Below are 16,550 nucleotides of genomic sequence, written 5' to 3' on the forward strand. Positions count from 1 at the left end.
ATTGTGACAGATAAAGATATACAAAAACAAAAAAGGGAATAGATGCAGGATTGTCAAAACAGGCTTTTTGTAGCGAGAAAGCCGATGTTTATAAGTTCAAACAAATTTTTAAACACTCTAAAGAAAAAATACGGAATTAAAAAAATGGGATTTTCCGGTACCCTTGACCCATTTGCTTGCGGAAATTTGATTATTGCAAGCGGTCAATACACCAAACTTTTCAGATTTTTAGACAAAACTCCGAAAACTTACATAGCAACATTGATGTTGGGAGCTTATTCTCCGAGTCTTGATATAGAAAAAATAGAAACGATTAAAAGCGTAGAAAAAATTGACGAAGAAAAAATAAAAGAGGTTTTAAACTCTTTTTTAGGAAAACAAAAACAACTTCCTCCCAAATACAGCGCAAAAAAAATAAACGGCGTTAGAGCATACAAACTCGACGATGAAAAGGACTTTTTAGATAAAGAAATAGAAATAGAGATTTTTGATATCAAACTTATAAACTATTCTCACCCTTTTATAACATTTCAAGCAAGTGTAAGTGAAGGTACGTTTATAAGAACTTTGGGATATGATATTGCTAAAAAGTTGGGTTTTGAGGGAGCTTTAACTTATCTTGAAAGAACAAAAGAAGGAAAATTTCAATACGAGTGCGAAAAACCATTAAACCCTCTTGAATTTTTAAAAATACCTCAAAATTTTTATTTAAACGACCCTAAAAATTTGATTCTGGGAAAAAAACTTGATATAAAAGATTTCGAAATTCAAAAAAGCGGAATTTATTATGTAAAATATGATAACTATTTTGCTATTATCGAAATCGGGGAGAATGTAAAATATATTTTAAATAGGATTGGGCTATGTTAGTAATAAGCAGAAAAGAAGACCAAAGAATAAAAATCGGAGATGATATAGAAATCGTTATCGTCTCTATTGAAAAAAACCAGGTCAAAATCGGTATCGAAGCACCAAGAGATGTGCAAATCTTAAGAAGCGAATTGATTGATGAGATTAAAAAAGAGAATATTAAAGCAAACAAAGAGATAGATTTGGATAAATTAAAAGATTTTTCAAAGGCTATGAATGAAAATTAAAGCGCATGCGAAGGTGAATATTTTTTTAAAAATCGTCGGTCACGACGGAATGTATCACCTTATAAAATCGAGATTTATGAAAGTAAAAGATTTATATGACGAAATAGAAATAGTAGAAGCCGAAAAATTCAATATAGTAGGAGATATTAACTGCGTACTTAGAGAAAACACCGTTTTTAAAGCTTATGTTGAACTCACAACCGCATATCCGGATATCAAAAAATGGTTCATAGGAAAAGAGATAAGAATCCACAAAAATATCCCTGAAATGGCGGGACTTGGCGGCGGAAGCAGCGACGCTGCAGCTTTTTTGAGACTTGTTAATGAAAAAAGCGGTCTTAATTTGGATACTAAAGAATTAATGGAAATAGGCAAAAAAATAGGAAGCGACGTGCCGTTTTTCATAACCGATGCCGAAGTTGCGGATGTTTACGGCAGAGGTGACATCGTAGAAGTTAGAGACGAAAAAGCACTCGATTTGGAAGTATTCACACCTCCGATAGAGTGTTCTACAAAAGACGTTTATAATGCATATAGAATGAACTTTTTCAATCCTCAAGATACCGATTTTGATAAAAAAGAAACCCTTGAGCTTCTTCAAAACTATAAACCCGCAGAGCTTAACGACCTATTAAAACCGGCTCTTATGCTATATCCGGATTTATATAAATACCAACATTTGGGTTATTTTTCGGGTAGCGGCAGCAGCTTTTTTAATCTAAAAAAATAACCCTACCCCTGATAATCAAAAGCACAACTACTATTTTGATTATAAAAATTTTTCAATTTTTTTATCTCTTTCATTTCTAATGAGAGTTTTCTCTTTTCTTCTTCTAAAATTTTAGTAGCTTCGTTTATAAAATAGATAAGCTCTTTTGCTTCATTTTCACTTGAAAAAGCGGGAGTCATTCTTGATAACTCCTCTAATTTTTTCAAATCTTTATTAATTACGGCTATTTTTATTTCGTTCAGTGTAAATTTTTCCATTTTTTTTCCTTATAATCCCGTCTCTTCTTTCCAAGCTTCGATTAAACCTTTCAAAACCCTAATCACATCATCAATATATTCGGGCTTATTTTCCGCATTCGCTTTTGCAAGAAGTTCAAGCTGATAAGCATACAACCCGTTTAGATAATAAGCTATATCCCCGCCTTTTTCAAAATCGAGCGAATTTATAAGTTCGATAAATATATTCGATACTTTAATAATATACTTCACCTTATCCTCGATATTTCCCTCTTGAATCGCTTTTTTTGCAAAAACCGCAAATCTCAAAGCTCCTTCATAAAGCATTAAAATAAGTTTTTCAGGTTTTTCGATACTATTATTAATTTGATTATAACTATTAAGTGCTTTATTATACGTCATCGGTTATCCTTATTGTTTAGAATTTATTGTTTGTTCTATTGCCATATTCAACGATTGACTCATCGTATTAAATTTATTAATCATCTCATCATATGCGGCAAATTGTTTTGCCATTACTTCATATTTCGTTTCAAGATATTTATTCATGGCATCGATTCTATCTTGATAACTTTTTTCTTCATCTTTTATTTGATTATCAAGAAGAGAAAGATTCGAATTATCTCCCGTAATCGTTCTATCAAAATCGGTTTTTAATTTTGTGAAAATGTCTTCCGAAAAACTTTTCGTTAAATCGGGATTGTTTTGATAAGACTCCCTAAATTTTGTCTCGTCAAAACTTAACATCCCGTTTCTATCCATACTAAAGCCCAAATCCGCAGCACTAAAAAGCGCGTTTTGTTGATATGAATTTCCGTTTCTGTCCGTCGAATCTACCGTATATGAACGAATAGTTCCGAACAAATCGTTACTAAAAATAGAGCTAAGCATTGTAAAATCGCTATCTCCTTGAAAAAGACCCACTGTTTTTTGGTCTTTATCATACGCCGTTAGATTTTGCAAATTCGAAATCATAGCGTTATAATCGGCTACGAATTTTTTCATCGCATCTACGATATCATCCACATTATTTTTTATATCTACTGTCGATTCTCCGGTCGAATTCAGGGTAATTTTTACACCCGTAATCAAATCCTCAACGGTATTACTGCTTCTTTCCACCTCGACTCCGTTATATGTAAATAGCGCGTCTTGAGCGGTTTGAAGTCTGTTTGAGTTGGTAAAGTCGGTATTGTCATTAAAATTAGTAAGCAACCCCGTATCGTCAATAGAAATATCTCCGATTGCTTGTACGTCGAATTCGATTTTTCCCGTATCACTATTAAAGCTTGCATTGACTTTCAAAGAATTTCCGTCACTGTCTTTTAAATCTCCGTTATTTAAAGCACTTATAAAATCACTAACAGTCGTTCCGTCCGCCACACTCATTGAATATTGAGTCCCGTTTACAGTGATTGAAAACGTTTGATCGCTTCCGGAATTATTTACAACATCCGTATCGCTGCTAAACTGAGCGGACGTATAATTCGTAGCGTTAAATCCCAAATCTTCAAGAGCGGAATAATCGAATTGAATATAATTATCTTCTCCGGTTTCGTCCGCTTTTAAGACAAGTTTATAAGGGTTGTCTCCTATTCCGGTATCGATAATACTTGCCGTAACTCCGGCATTCGCATTATTAATCGCGTCTTTTAAATCCTGAAGCGTAGCACCCGCTTGTAAAGTAAACTCCGTCGTCACTCCACCAATTCCGATAGCAAGTTTTACGTCACTTCCCGTATTATTTACAACGCTGTCACTTGAAGCGAATCCGTTTGATTCATATACGTCGTTTTGAGCGAGTTGGTTTACGTTTATCGTAAATTCTTGCGGGGTAACCCCGTCATTCGCATCCACACTAACACTACTTCCGCTAACATCGGTATTGACTTTTGCAAACAAAGTTCCGTCCGCAATATCCAAAATATCGGTTTTAACTTGAGAGCCGATAGTAATAAACTGAGAAAGTGCCGATTCTTTTTTCTTTAACAAATCGAGTTTATCTTCAAGAGGTTTTACCATTATGTCTTTATCGGCGTTTTTTAATTTGTCGATAACATCATAATTCAATACCCCACTTCCTATCCCGAGTGAGCTTAATGTACCTAAATCTGCCATCCCTTATCCTTTCTTATCAAATAACATTCCGACAAGTTCTCTCATTTTTTCCATAAGTTTAAGAGCTTCTTTTGGCGGAAACTCTCTTATTACTTGATCGGATTTTTTATCTACTACTTCAACAACCAGCTCATCAACTTTGTCGTTAAATCTGAACTTCAAATCGGTATTCAAAGGATTCATAGCTTTGTTTAACTCTTCCACTACTTGTTGCAACTCTTTTTGAATCTCTTCTTTTGACTTCTTATCCTGAAGATGTTCGCTCATTTTCTGAACGTGATTAACATCGTTGGTAGGTTTTACTGTCGTATAGTCCATCTTTTTGGCTACTACGTTGATTGAGCTGAAAATATCCATAGTAAATCCTTTTTTTTACTTTATAAAAAATCGGCACTATTCATAAAAAATTTAATTTTTGATAAAATATTAAGCAAAAAGGTAAAAATGAAATTCAAAATTGAGTGTGATTCCCCACTGTTACAATATGCTCTTGAAAAATTTCTTAAAGAATATCTCGACGAAAACGGAGTCGTAATTACCGACAATCCTGAAAAAGACGGAATATTAATAGGAAGAGAAATCACAAAACCTTTTAGTAAAACGACTCTTTTATTACAACTTGAAAAATACGTACCAGTCGTTTCTCAAAAAGAGAGCTTTGAAGAAAAACTCGATAAAATTTTTGAAAATTTCAAAACCGAAATAAAAAACCTTATAAAGGAATACTATGGAGAAAAGTAATATCAAAATTATCGCCGGAAAATATAGAGGTAAAAAACTATATATGAATGACAAAGAAACAACAAGAAGCACCAAACAAATTTTAAAAGAATCTATTTTTAATTCTCTTCAATGGGAAGTTCCGGATTCTACTTGGGTTGAGGTATTCAGCGGAGTCGGTAGTATCGGGCTTGAAGCCATAAGTAGAGGCGCAAAAAAAGCCTACTTTTTAGAAAAAGACCCCGAAGCCGCAAAAGTTTTAAAAAGAAATATCGATTCGTTAAAGCCTGAAGATAGCGAAAAATGCGAAATAATATTAGGAGATAGCTTCGATACTATTTGGGATGTTATCGAAAAACTAAAAAGAGAAAAAGACAAAGCGATATTCTATTTCGACCCTCCTTTTGCAATAAGAGAAGGGTATGAGGATATTTATGACAAAGTCCAAAACTTAATAAAACAACTTCCTAAAATGAACGTAGAAAAAATCCTAATCGAACATCAAAGCGATTACGAGTTTCCGGAATATTTAGGAAAATACAAAAAAACAAAAACTAAAAAATTCGGTAAAAGCGCCGTAACATTTTACGAATAGGATTGATCATGAAAAAGTTTCTTTTAATTATACCGGCTCTTTTTTTAGGCTGTGCCTTAACCCAAAACAATGCTGAAATAGACAAAAAAATAGAACAAACAAAAATAGAAAACAAACTTATAAAAAGATATCAAATCTCATCTGAAGCATTAATTCCTACTGATGACGGATATCTTTTTACTCTGCCACAAGGTGACGGAATAGCTATTTATAAACTAAACAAAAACTACGATTTGGTGCAAAAAAAAGTTTTTCCTCTTTTGCTTGACGTTAAAAAAGTAAAATATAAAAATGGGAAAATATATATTATAGGTTACGATCAAAATAAAAACAAACCGGCTTTTCTTGAAACCGACAAAGATTTAAAATCTTACAAATTAAAACATTTCGCAAACAAATACGATATTCCTAACGACTTTTTAATAGAAAACGGAAAACTTATTGTGCTGTTAAATACCTTTAAAAACCACAATCCCGATATCGAACTTTATATAAATGGAAAAACAATTATTTTCCCGAATCCTGACAGTGAAAACGGTAAATTTTTAATCAAAAAAGACGGCGGTTATTATATTATAGGTTCTATTCAACACCCGGGAGAAGATTTACTGATAATGTTCGTAAAAAACGGTAAAATAATTTGGAGTAAAACATATGACTTCGGAATGGAAGATTCTCCAAGCAGCGTAACCGTAAAAGACGGAAAAATTATAATTGATGTAATTTCTCAAGATTATATGGGTGCTCAAAACGAATTTTTAATAACGATTGACAATAACGGCAAAATCATCAAAATAAAAAAAGGTATCGAATTTAAAGCGCTACCTACAAAGTTTAGGACATGAGCAAAAACAGATTCTATAAAGAAAATTTTTCGGCTTTTATAAAAGAAAATGAAAAATTTTTTAAAACAGTAGAGTCAAAATTTACACACAATTTTTTAGAGTTGCTAAAGAAAAAAAATCCTAACATACCTATTACTTCTCAACTTAAAAACGAAATAGAAAATCTTTATAAAAGCCTCTTTTTGGAGGATTATTCATCTCAAAATTTCAAACTAAACGCTATTTTTATCTTAAAAGAGAGAAACGTAGATATCGAAGATATCCTTAATAAGGTCTTTTTACTTCTTGCAAACGCATTCATCAAATACACCCTAAAAGAAAAAAACGCAATTGCAAAATTAAAAAAACTCACTTCACTATTTGAATTTTATATCGAATATCTGATTTTCCACGTAAACGAAGAGGAGTTTTTCACTTATCATCTGCCAAAAGAGTTGAAAGAATACTATCTAACAAACAAAGTTTTAAATCTTTTTAACGTTTATAAAGGCGTACCTATCACTCATAAAACCACGATTTTAACACTCAACGAAGATAGAGGATATATTGAAGTAGAGGCCAATTCTTATCAAATAATAGCGGCTAAATTCCAAAAAGAAATTTATCTTTTAGAGCCGACTACCAATACGACTTTTAAAGCGTATATCGATTATGTATATCCTCAAAGAAAAGTACTAAAGCTCACAAACATCGAAAAAATCCAAAGAAACACCCCGAAAAGAAACTACATCAGAGTACAACCCTCAACTGACATCAACGTCAAAATCAAAAAACACAAAGATATATTCACAACGAAAATGTATGATATCTCCCTAAAAGGTATGGCGGTTATAAGTGATGAAAAAACGGTGGATATCGGGGATTTCGTAAAACTTGAATTTATTCTTGAAGGATATTTTTTCGAAATGACCGCAGAAGTTCGCTCAATCACCAAACTAAACGACTCTTTTAGATTTCATTTTTATTTCGAACCTACCCCGAGCCAAGAGAGAATTCTTGAAAAATACATAACCAAACGAGAAAAAGAGATAATAAAAGAGCTCCATAAATATTTAAAAGCCGAATTTATTGACGTTTAGAGTAAAACTCTTTTTTAAATTCTTTAAATCTTCCTTCAATTATCGCTTTTCTCGCTTTTTTTACTAAATTCAGATAATAATGAAGATTGTGAATGCTTGCAAGTCTGAAATAAGTAAGTTCTTTTGCTTTAAACAGATGATTCAAATATGCTCTGCTGAAATTTTTACAAGTATAACAATCACATTCCGGGTCTATCGGAGAGTCGTCAAGTTTATATTGTGCATTTTTGATTCTTAATGTCCCAAATGATGTAAACAGATACCCGTTTCTGGCATTTCGCGTTGGCATTACGCAATCAAACATATCAACTCCCCTATCAATCGCCTCGATTATATCCTCAGGCGTACCCACTCCCATTAAATATCTCGGCTTATCCTCAGGCATATAAGGAGTCGTGGCTTCTATCGTATCATACATCAGTTGATTTTCTTCTCCTACACTAAGTCCACCGATTGCAAACCCGTCAAAAGTATGACCCTCATATTCAAGCGATACGAGACTCTCGGCACTTATTTTTCTAAATTCAAAATCCGTCCCTCCTTGAATAATCGCGAAAAGATTATTTTTTTTGCCTTTTTTTACATGATGAACCAAACTTCTATAAGCCCACTGAGTCGTTCTTTCAATAGATTTTTTGATTCTCTCTTTGGTATTCGGTAAAGGAATCAAATCGTCAAGTACCATCATAATATCGCTATTAAGGTTATATTCGATATCGATAACTTTTTCGGGAGAAAAGAAATGTTTAGAGCCGTCGATATGGCTTTTGAACCAAATCCCCTCATCTGTAAATTTGACGTTATTTCCCAAACTAAATGCCTGAAACCCTCCGCTATCGGTCAAAAAGCTTCTTTTATATCCGCTAAATCCGTGAAGCCCTCCAAGTTTTGCAATAACCTCATCACCGGGGCGCAAATATAAATGATACGTATTTCCCAAAATAATAGGAGCGTCTAAAATTTCGGTCATATCTATAGCATCAAGACTTTTTACGGCGGCTGCGGTGCCTACTGGCATAAAAATAGGAGTTTTTATCTCGCTGTGAGCTGTTTTTATCGTACACGCTCTTGCTTTATTATCCACGGCGTCTATTTTAAAGTCCATTTAATACCTTTTTTGTTATAATTCTTGAAATTTTACCAAAAGGGCTGTATTGAATAAAATCTTAATTTTCGCAGGCGCTAAAGAATCACGCCTTTTAATACAAAAAATTTATAATAATCATCTGAATTTAGGAGAATTTCATATAATTTACGACGATGAGGAAATAAAAGAAGGTTTTGACGAAAAAGATAATATATTTTTTTATAAAATCAATTTTTTCGCATACGAACTTTATAAACCTCTTTTATACAAAGATTTTAATAAAATCATTCTTTTCATAAAAAACAAAAATGAAGCCGAATTCGTACTAAAAAAAGTTAAAAACGTCCCTACTCCCATACTTTTCGTAAAATTTTGGCAGGATTTCGAAGTCCCTACCCAAAACAACATAGAAATCATAGACGTCCCGGAAGTAATAACCAATAAAATCATCGACTTTTTACCGGAAGTTCCTCTTTATGCAAGAGATATAGGTCTTGGAAAAGGCGAAATTATGGAGGTGGAGGTTCCTCCTCACTCGCCTTTTATCTACAAACAAGTCAATATTTTCGATAGATACGGCGTAAAAGTTGCGGCAATTTATAGAGACAACGCACTAAAACTGCCGGAAGAAAACACAACTATCCTACCTTATGACAAACTTATTTTGATAGGAAACCCGGAAACTCTAAAAGATATTTTCAATCAAATAAAACAGATAAAAGGTGCTTTTCCGCAACCGTACGGAAGAAATATATATTTGATTTTGGATATGAAAAATATGTCAAAAGAAGATATCTCAAAACTTCTAAAATCGGCCCTTTTCTTACATAGAAAACTAAAAAACAAAAAACTAATCATAAAAATCATCAACCCGACTCCTAAAAGTCACTCTATTTATAAACTCTACAAATTCGACAATATCGACATTACTACAGACTATTTCGAAACGGACTATAAAAAAGTATTGCTTGACGATATCAACAAATTAAGTATCGGTCTTGTCATTACTACAAATCAATTTTTCAAAAAATATTCCGAAGTCTTTTTCCAAATTAAAAAACCTATTTTAAAAGTCGGCGAAGAATCTATCAAAAAATGTGAAAAACTTTATATAATCTTAAATGAAAAATACATTACCAAAATAGCACCGACAATTTTCGATTTATCATATCAACTAGGGCTCAAAGCCGTGTTTTTAAACGCGGACCCGGAAAACGACAACAAACAGATAATAGAATATTTACAAACATTGGCAAAAAGTTTCAATTTCGCTCAAGTAGAATTTGAAAAACAAGAAGAAAACCCTATAACTTACTTGGCAAAAAAAGAAAACATCTGTCTTATAGACACGTTCGCAACAAAACCGAGAAATAAATTTTTACAAATAATTTCACCTAAAATAGAAGATTCGTACATTATGTTAGATAAATTTTCACAATTTTTAATACCCGTAAAGGAAGATAATGAAAGTAACGGTTAATACACCAAATAAAACATACGACATCATAATCGACAAATTGCCGCAAATCACTATCGATTCCAAAGTCGCAATTATCACAAATCCGAAAGTCAGCGGACTTCATATTAATTATCTAACGAACAAACTAAAAGCAAAAGAGCTTCATATAATTACTCTACCTGACGGGGAAGAGTATAAAAATTGGCAAAGCATAGAGTATGCTCTTGATAGACTATTTGATGCTAAGTTTGATAGAAACTCGACTCTTATAGCGTTTGGCGGAGGTGTTATAGGAGATATGACGGGATTTGCGGCAAGCATATTTTTAAGAGGAATAAAATTCATCCAAATCCCAACGACACTTCTTGCTATGGTGGATAGCTCGGTAGGCGGCAAAACCGGTATCAATAACAAATACGGAAAAAATTTAATCGGAAGCTTTTATCAACCCGAAGCCGTTTATATCGACACTCATTTTCTTTCAACACTTGACAAAAGAGAATTCGCAGCGGGAATGGCGGAAATTATAAAAATGGCCGTAATGTTTGACAAAGAGTTTTTCGAAAATATCAAAAAAGGAAACTTAACGCTTGAAGAGATGATTAAAAGAAGTGTGGAGTTAAAAGCCGAAGTCGTAAATCAAGACGAAAAAGAAAAAGGCATAAGAAGCGTACTAAATTACGGACACACTTTCGGGCACGTTATCGAAAACCTGACAAACTATAAAACATATCTCCACGGAGAAGCCGTAGCTATCGGTATGATTATGGCAAACGAGCTTTCACGTGAGCTAGGATTATTAAGCGAAAAAGAAGCAAAAGAGATAAAAGAACTTTTAGAAAAACACAACCTACCTACCGATTTTAAAATAGACGATGTAGATGATTTTTACAATCACTTTTTCTTAGACAAAAAAACGGCGGATAATAAAATCAAATTCATTATCCCCGAAAAAATAGGCCAATATAAAATCGTAAAAGATTTGGACGAAAATTTAGTAAAAAAAGTATTAAAGAAGTTTGAGAGATGAAAAAACTATTTTTAATAGTTTTTTTTATCCTCACACTATTTGCGGCAGATAATAACACTACTGCAGAAACTAACGAAACAAACAAAACAAATACGCTACTTCACTATCAAAAAAATGAAATCATAAAAAGACTTAAACAAAACGAATTTTATATAACATATAAAGATTATCTCGATTATAAAGCCCTTCAAGAAAGAGTAGCATTACTTGAAAAAAAGGCGCGTTACAATAAAAAATACAAAAAAGAGCTTCAAAGATTAAAAACGGAACTAAAACTTCTCAAAAAAAACAACGATATTTACACATCATTAATTAAATTATCAAGTTTGCCAAAACCGCCTGAAATCAACAATCCTTTTGCAATTATCACAGGACTAAATTATGAAAAAGAGATTCAATCGATAGTCGAAAAAAATCAAAAAGAGTATCAAATTTTCAAACAAACCCTTAATGATTTACAACGATTAAAAGAGATAGAGCAAAAACTAAAAATAAAAGATAAAGAACTCGAGCAGATGCTTCAAGATTTTAACGTTATAGACAATATTTACAAAACGAAGTTAAACACCCTCCAAGCGGAAGCGAAAATCAACATTCAAAAAGTCAATTCCCAAATCCAAAGAGAAATAAATAAATTAATCTTTTTGGCAATAACAATCGCAATAAGTTTTATAATTTTTACACTCATAAAACTTGCAGTTAGAAAATACGTAAAAGAAGAATCGGTTTACATTACGAATAAAATACTAAACTTCATAAACTTCACCGTAATTCTTTTAATAATAGCATTCTTTTACATCAACAACGCAACATATCTAATCACAATCTTAGGTTTTGCATCAGCCGGTATCGCAATTGCTATGAAAGACTGGTTTATGAATATTTTCGGCTGGTTCGTTATAATGACCAGCGGAAATTTTAAAGTCGGAGACAGAGTTAAAATATACCTTCAAAACGGACAAGTAAAAATCGTAGGCGATATTATCGATATTTCCTTAAACAGAATCGTAATTCAAGAAGACGTAACTCTTACGACTTATCTTTACAACAGACGTGCCGGAAGAATAGTTTTCGTTCCTAACAACGTAATTTTTACAAACCCTATTTTTAACTATACCCACCACGGTCTCTCAACCGTTTGGGACGGAATTGACATAACTATCACTTTTGATTCCAATCACAAAAAAGCGGTCTATTTAGCAAGAGAAATTGTCAGCAAATATTCAAAAGGATATACCGACATCACAAAAAGAAGACTACAAAAACTAAAATCGGTATATCATATCAAAAACGCAAACGTCGAGCCGAGAATTTATACTTTTATAAGCGAAAACGGAATAACAATCAGCTGCTGGTATCTTAATAACTACGCTACTCTAAATCTAAGAAGTACGATATCGGCGGAAATTATAGACGCTTTCAATAACGCAGAAGATATAAAAATAGCATACCCTACATACAGCATAAAAATGGAAAAGACAAACCATGAAAAATTTGATGAAGCTTAAATATCTTTATAAATTAAAAGAAGCGGGAGTTGAGTATTTCGAAGGTTTCGTAAGCGAAGATAAAAAAGTAGATATGCCAAATGAACTAAAAGAACTTGAAAAAATATGTAAAAATTGCACTCTTTGCGACCTAAGTAAAACAAGAACCAACGTAGTTTTCGGAGAAGGAAACCCTAAAGCAAAACTAATGTTTATCGGTGAAGGACCGGGGGAAATGGAAGATAAAACGGGTCGCCCTTTTGTGGGAAGAGCGGGAAAATTACTTACGAAAATTATTGAAAATGTGTTAGAATTAACAAGAGAAGACGTCTATATCGCAAATATAGTAAAATGCAGACCGCCTAATAACCGAGTACCGAGTATAGAAGAGGCCGAAAGTTGCAAACCGTATCTTTTAAAACAGATAGAGATTATAAATCCGGAAATTTTAGTTTGTCTTGGAAAAACGGCATTTATGTATTTATTAAACGAAAATCTGCCTATTAGCAGAGTTAGAGGACAAATATTCGAATACAAAGGAAGAAAAGTGATACCGACATATCATCCAAGCTTTTTATTAAGAAATCCTTCGGCGAAAAAAGAAGCTTATAAAGACTTTTTACTTATAAAGAGTATGCTATGAAAAAAATAATCGCACTACTATTTACGGCAATTTTAGTATTTGCACAAACTGAAGTTATTGTCGAACCCGATAACGAACAAGTGGAAGTTTTTGACGATAATTTCGTCTCGCAAAAAGTAAGCGTAAACGTAGCGGTTGTGATAGATAAGAAAAAATTTTTCAAATTCATTCCTTCGATTATGAATTCGATAAATTCTTATTTCATATATAAAGCTTCAAACTATCACATAAAACTTTTCGATATCGACGCAAATTTATCTCAAATCACTCAAAACTACAAAGACATCGTTTATATCACTACCGATAAACAAAAAATAGAAGAATTAAAAAATTACGACGCTCATTTTTACGTACCCACTTTCAACGCAAGCGATTTCAAAACGACAAATCAACAACCATTAGAAAACAACGAAACTACGGCAAATCCTTTCGAATATACAGAAGAAGAAAACTCAACAAAACAACTTGATAATGTTGATTTCGGTCTTATAGATTTCAAATCCCAAGTAAATACTTTAGCCCAATATATCGATGATAATTATGCAATCGCAATAAATTCAAAAGGAACGATTCCTCAAAAACTTCTTCAATACGAAAGCGAACTTAATATAATGTTGGATACTTATGATTTCCCTAATATTCCTTATGAGAAATTAAATAATCACTATATTTTTTTCAATACCAGCGCAAGTAAAACGGCTCAAATCTTAGCCCAAATCACATACAAAAACATAGAAACCAAACTCCAACTCGCAACTCAAATAGATTACGACCCTCTGTTAATATCAATCACTCAACCTCAAGACGTCGAAAAACTGATAATCGCAAATTCAATCTTAAATATTCCTATCGATTTGGAAGATACCAATATGAACTTAAACAGCGATATAAGATTTAATTGGCTAAATTACGACATCAGCATACTTCTAAACAAAATTTACAACAAACAGACAAACGACGACGAATATTATATGAACGATTTTCACGTATATATTTTCGATCATCAAATCAACTACAATACAAAACTCTACCAAATTATAAACGGCGCGTTTAAGCCTATTCAATAACCTCCTTTTTCTTTTTTTTTATTTTGGTATAATTCCGCTAAAAAAGGAAGCATATGGCAACTTATGTTATCGGGTTCCCGAGAATCGGCGAACAAAGAGAGCTTAAAAAAGCACTTGAAGCGTATTGGAGCGGTAAAATCAGCCAAGATGAACTAAAACAAACTGCAAGTGACCTCAGAAAAAGACACTGGACTTATCAAAAAAATGCCGGCATCGATATGATTAGCGTTAATGATTTCAGTTTTTATGACAATATGCTTGATATGACCGTTATGTTAAATGCGGTACCTGAAAAATACAAAGATATCGACAATTGTATGGATAGATATTTCGCAATGGCAAGAGGTGATGCGAATCACAAAGCTATGGAAATGACAAAATGGTTTAACACGAACTACCACTATATCGTACCTGAACTCGATATCGATATGGATTTTAAAGCGAATATCGATAAAATCGTTTTGGAATACAATGAGGCAAAAGAACTCGGAATCGAGCCGAAAGTAAATTTAATCGGGCCGATTACATACGTAAAACTTAGCAAAATAGTAAACGGAGACGAAAAAGCAATTATCGAAAAATTGGTACCTGTTTACAAAGAAATCATCGCTAAATTAAAAGAATTAAACCCTAACGTAACTATCCAAATGGACGAACCTTATTTTGTTACGAATCCGACAAAAGAAGACCTTGAACTTCTTGAAAAAGTTTATAATGAACTTGCAAGCGATGCAAATATTTACGTTGCAACATATTTCGAACATTCAAACGAAGCAAACGAAGTACTTGCTAAAACTCCTATTAAAGGTATGTTTTTAGATTTCGTACACGGAAGTGAAAACAGCATTAAAGCGTTAGTTGACGCCGGAAAAGAAGTTGGTATCGGAATCGTAAACGGAAGAAACGTATGGGTTAACGATATCGAAAAATCGGCTGCGTTCGTAAAAGGTCTGACTGAAGCGGTTGAGAGTGACAAAGTACACGTAGGAAGCAGCTGTAGTTTACTTCACGTACCATACACTCTAAAATACGAAACAAAAATGGACGAAGATATTAAATCTTGGATTTCATACGCACTTGAAAAACTTGACGAAATAAGAGTTATCAACAAACTTGTAAAAAATGAAGAGCTTAGCGAATACGACAAAGAAGTACTTGAAGGCAACAAAATCGCAATAGCTACAAGAAAAACTTCAAGCAAAATCCACGACCCGATCGTTCAAGATAGAGTAAGCAACTTAACTGAAAAAGACAAACATAGAAGTATGCCGTTTGAGGAAAGAATCAAACTTCAACACGAAAACCTAAAATACCCTATTTTACCAACGACGACAATCGGAAGTTTCCCACAAACTCCTGAACTTAGAAAATTAAGAAGAGATTTCAAAAACGGGCTTATCAGCGAAGAAGATTACAAAGCTCAAATTAAAGAAATGATTAAAGACCTTGTAAAATTCCAAGAAGAAATCGGTCTTGACGTACTTGTACACGGTGAATTCGAGAGAAACGACATGGTTGAATATTTCGGTGAACAACTAAACGGAGTTGCGTTCTCTCAAAACGGATGGGTTCAAAGTTACGGTAGTAGATGTGTAAAACCACCTCTAATTTACGGAGATGTTTCTAGACCTAAAGATATGACGGTTGAATGGATTACATACGCTCAATCTCTAACAGAAAAACCTATGAAAGGTATGCTAACAGGTCCTGTTACTATGCTTAACTGGTCATTCGTAAGAGACGACCAACCAAAAAGAACGACTGCATATCAAATGGCAATCGCTATTAGAGACGAAGTGGAAGCTCTTGAAGCTGCCGGAATTAAAGTAATCCAAGTTGACGAAGCGGCACTTAGAGAAGGATATCCTCTAAGAAACGAAAAAAGAGCTGAATACGAAGATTGGGCTATTACGAGCTTTAGAATTACAACAAGCAGCGTAAAACCTGAAACTCAAATTCACACTCATATGTGTTATTCTGAATTTAGCGACATTATGGACGCTATTGAAGATATGGACGCTGACGTTATCTCTATTGAAAACGCAAGAAGTGACAACAGCCTGCTTAAAATCTTTAAAGAAAGAGGATACAAAGGCGAAATCGGACCTGGTGTATATGACATCCACAGCCCGAGAATCCCAAGCAAAGAAGAAATCGTAGAGCAAATCGAAGCAATCCTTGAAGTACTTCCGGCTGAAAAAGTTTGGATTAACCCGGATTGCGGTCTTAAAACAAGAAAATGGGAAGAAGTTAAACCAAGTCTTAAAAATATGGTTGACGCAACTATCGAAGTTAGAAAAAAACTTCAATAATCCCCTCTTTTCATCCTTCCTTTTTTGTTACAATATCTTAATCGG

General features: G+C 33.3%; 18 protein-coding genes. 13 read left to right on the top strand and 5 right to left on the bottom strand.

The features are described 5' to 3' along the window. Positions 1-42: 42 nt before the first annotated feature. The 3 genes from EDC58_RS04840 to EDC58_RS04850 are packed head-to-tail and all read left to right on the top strand — an operon-like array spanning position 43 to position 1,827. Positions 43-870: a pseudouridine synthase family protein gene (locus EDC58_RS04840; protein ID WP_123352383.1), complete on the top strand. Its 828-nt coding sequence runs from the start codon at positions 43-45 to the stop codon at positions 868-870. Beyond that, positions 864-1,097 carry a carbon storage regulator CsrA gene (gene csrA / locus EDC58_RS04845; RefSeq protein ID WP_123352384.1) on the top strand — a complete coding sequence of 78 codons (234 nt, stop codon included), beginning with the start codon at positions 864-866 and terminating at the stop codon, positions 1,095-1,097. Before EDC58_RS04840 ends, csrA begins: the two co-directional genes overlap by 7 nt. Next, positions 1,087-1,827, top strand: coding sequence for a 4-(cytidine 5'-diphospho)-2-C-methyl-D-erythritol kinase (locus EDC58_RS04850; RefSeq protein ID WP_123352385.1), 741 nt, complete (start codon positions 1,087-1,089; stop codon positions 1,825-1,827). Before csrA ends, EDC58_RS04850 begins: the two co-directional genes overlap by 11 nt. Before the next feature lie 2 nt (positions 1,828-1,829). Here EDC58_RS04850 and EDC58_RS04855 read toward each other — a convergent pair whose 3' ends face one another. The 4 genes from EDC58_RS04855 to EDC58_RS04870 are packed head-to-tail and all read right to left on the bottom strand — an operon-like array spanning position 1,830 to position 4,538. Beyond that, positions 1,830-2,084, bottom strand: coding sequence for a hypothetical protein (locus EDC58_RS04855; RefSeq protein ID WP_123352386.1), 255 nt, complete (start codon positions 2,082-2,084; stop codon positions 1,830-1,832). 9 nt (positions 2,085-2,093) lie between these two features. Further along, complete coding sequence (gene fliS, locus EDC58_RS04860) at positions 2,094-2,465, bottom strand: flagellar export chaperone FliS (protein WP_123352387.1); 372 nt, start codon at positions 2,463-2,465, stop codon at positions 2,094-2,096. Between the two features lie 9 nt (positions 2,466-2,474). Further along, positions 2,475-4,181: a flagellar filament capping protein FliD gene (gene fliD / locus EDC58_RS04865; RefSeq protein WP_123352388.1), complete on the bottom strand. Its 1,707-nt coding sequence runs from the start codon at positions 4,179-4,181 to the stop codon at positions 2,475-2,477. A gap of 3 nt (positions 4,182-4,184) precedes the next feature. Then, on the bottom strand, positions 4,185-4,538 hold the full coding sequence (locus tag EDC58_RS04870; RefSeq protein WP_123352389.1) for a flagellar protein FlaG: 354 nt from the start codon (positions 4,536-4,538) through the stop codon (positions 4,185-4,187). An 87-nt stretch (positions 4,539-4,625) separates the two neighbouring features. Here EDC58_RS04870 and EDC58_RS04875 point away from each other — a divergent pair, with 87 nt between their 5' ends. From EDC58_RS04875 to EDC58_RS04890, 4 genes are read left to right on the top strand one after another with little or no spacing between them, the layout of a single operon-like run. After that, positions 4,626-4,922, top strand: coding sequence for a hypothetical protein (locus EDC58_RS04875; protein WP_123352390.1), 297 nt, complete (start codon positions 4,626-4,628; stop codon positions 4,920-4,922). Then, a complete protein-coding gene (gene rsmD / locus EDC58_RS04880) occupies positions 4,909-5,496 on the top strand; it encodes a 16S rRNA (guanine(966)-N(2))-methyltransferase RsmD (protein ID WP_123352391.1) in 588 nt (195 codons plus the stop codon). Before EDC58_RS04875 ends, rsmD begins: the two co-directional genes overlap by 14 nt. Positions 5,497-5,504: 8 nt before the next feature. Beyond that, positions 5,505-6,341 (top strand): hypothetical protein, encoded by an 837-nt coding sequence (locus tag EDC58_RS04885; RefSeq protein WP_123352392.1) that lies wholly within the window; start codon positions 5,505-5,507, stop codon positions 6,339-6,341. Further along, positions 6,338-7,420 (top strand): PilZ domain-containing protein, encoded by a 1,083-nt coding sequence (locus EDC58_RS04890; RefSeq protein ID WP_123352393.1) that lies wholly within the window; start codon positions 6,338-6,340, stop codon positions 7,418-7,420. The genes EDC58_RS04885 and EDC58_RS04890 overlap by 4 nt, the downstream gene beginning before the upstream one ends. Here the strand turns inward: EDC58_RS04890 and tgt are convergent. Continuing rightward, complete coding sequence (gene tgt / locus EDC58_RS04895) at positions 7,407-8,525, bottom strand: tRNA guanosine(34) transglycosylase Tgt (RefSeq protein WP_123352394.1); 1,119 nt, start codon at positions 8,523-8,525, stop codon at positions 7,407-7,409. The genes EDC58_RS04890 and tgt overlap by 14 nt on opposite strands. A gap of 49 nt (positions 8,526-8,574) precedes the next feature. Between tgt and EDC58_RS04900 the strand changes: the two genes are divergently transcribed. Genes EDC58_RS04900 through metE form a run of 6 tightly spaced genes read left to right on the top strand, consistent with a single transcriptional unit; the run spans position 8,575 to position 16,505 of the window. Further along, positions 8,575-9,987 (top strand): TrkA C-terminal domain-containing protein, encoded by a 1,413-nt coding sequence (locus tag EDC58_RS04900; protein ID WP_123352395.1) that lies wholly within the window; start codon positions 8,575-8,577, stop codon positions 9,985-9,987. Then, a complete protein-coding gene (gene aroB / locus EDC58_RS04905) occupies positions 9,971-10,996 on the top strand; it encodes a 3-dehydroquinate synthase (RefSeq protein ID WP_123352396.1) in 1,026 nt (341 codons plus the stop codon). The genes EDC58_RS04900 and aroB overlap by 17 nt, the downstream gene beginning before the upstream one ends. Then, positions 10,993-12,504, top strand: coding sequence for a mechanosensitive ion channel family protein (locus EDC58_RS04910; RefSeq protein ID WP_123352397.1), 1,512 nt, complete (start codon positions 10,993-10,995; stop codon positions 12,502-12,504). The genes aroB and EDC58_RS04910 overlap by 4 nt, the downstream gene beginning before the upstream one ends. Continuing rightward, positions 12,482-13,126 carry a uracil-DNA glycosylase gene (locus EDC58_RS04915; RefSeq protein WP_123352398.1) on the top strand — a complete coding sequence of 215 codons (645 nt, stop codon included), beginning with the start codon at positions 12,482-12,484 and terminating at the stop codon, positions 13,124-13,126. Before EDC58_RS04910 ends, EDC58_RS04915 begins: the two co-directional genes overlap by 23 nt. Beyond that, the gene (locus tag EDC58_RS04920; RefSeq protein ID WP_123352399.1) at positions 13,123-14,193 is read left to right on the top strand and encodes a hypothetical protein; all 1,071 of its coding nucleotides are present in this window, start codon (positions 13,123-13,125) and stop codon (positions 14,191-14,193) included. Before EDC58_RS04915 ends, EDC58_RS04920 begins: the two co-directional genes overlap by 4 nt. A gap of 53 nt (positions 14,194-14,246) precedes the next feature. After that, positions 14,247-16,505, top strand: coding sequence for a 5-methyltetrahydropteroyltriglutamate--homocysteine S-methyltransferase (gene metE, locus EDC58_RS04925; protein WP_123352400.1), 2,259 nt, complete (start codon positions 14,247-14,249; stop codon positions 16,503-16,505). Positions 16,506-16,550: the final 45 nt, after the last annotated feature.

Origin of the sequence: Caminibacter pacificus (assembly GCF_003752135.1) — a bacterium.
Taxonomy (GTDB): Bacteria; Campylobacterota; Campylobacteria; order Campylobacterales; family Nautiliaceae; genus Caminibacter; species Caminibacter pacificus.

Coding starts and splice junctions, on each gene's coding strand:
- EDC58_RS04910 (WP_123352397.1), top strand. CDS start 10,993: ATGAAAAAACTATTTTTAATAGTTTTTTTTATCCTCACACTATTTGCG.
- aroB (WP_123352396.1), top strand. CDS start 9,971: ATGAAAGTAACGGTTAATACACCAAATAAAACATACGACATCATAATC.
- fliS (WP_123352387.1), bottom strand. CDS start 2,465: ATGACGTATAATAAAGCACTTAATAGTTATAATCAAATTAATAATAGT.
- EDC58_RS04875 (WP_123352390.1), top strand. CDS start 4,626: ATGAAATTCAAAATTGAGTGTGATTCCCCACTGTTACAATATGCTCTT.
- EDC58_RS04920 (WP_123352399.1), top strand. CDS start 13,123: ATGAAAAAAATAATCGCACTACTATTTACGGCAATTTTAGTATTTGCA.
- csrA (WP_123352384.1), top strand. CDS start 864: ATGTTAGTAATAAGCAGAAAAGAAGACCAAAGAATAAAAATCGGAGAT.
- tgt (WP_123352394.1), bottom strand. CDS start 8,525: ATGGACTTTAAAATAGACGCCGTGGATAATAAAGCAAGAGCGTGTACG.
- fliD (WP_123352388.1), bottom strand. CDS start 4,181: ATGGCAGATTTAGGTACATTAAGCTCACTCGGGATAGGAAGTGGGGTA.
- rsmD (WP_123352391.1), top strand. CDS start 4,909: ATGGAGAAAAGTAATATCAAAATTATCGCCGGAAAATATAGAGGTAAA.
- EDC58_RS04855 (WP_123352386.1), bottom strand. CDS start 2,084: ATGGAAAAATTTACACTGAACGAAATAAAAATAGCCGTAATTAATAAA.
- metE (WP_123352400.1), top strand. CDS start 14,247: ATGGCAACTTATGTTATCGGGTTCCCGAGAATCGGCGAACAAAGAGAG.
- EDC58_RS04840 (WP_123352383.1), top strand. CDS start 43: ATGCAGGATTGTCAAAACAGGCTTTTTGTAGCGAGAAAGCCGATGTTT.
- EDC58_RS04915 (WP_123352398.1), top strand. CDS start 12,482: ATGAAAAATTTGATGAAGCTTAAATATCTTTATAAATTAAAAGAAGCG.
- EDC58_RS04885 (WP_123352392.1), top strand. CDS start 5,505: ATGAAAAAGTTTCTTTTAATTATACCGGCTCTTTTTTTAGGCTGTGCC.
- EDC58_RS04870 (WP_123352389.1), bottom strand. CDS start 4,538: ATGGATATTTTCAGCTCAATCAACGTAGTAGCCAAAAAGATGGACTAT.
- EDC58_RS04850 (WP_123352385.1), top strand. CDS start 1,087: ATGAAAATTAAAGCGCATGCGAAGGTGAATATTTTTTTAAAAATCGTC.
- EDC58_RS04890 (WP_123352393.1), top strand. CDS start 6,338: ATGAGCAAAAACAGATTCTATAAAGAAAATTTTTCGGCTTTTATAAAA.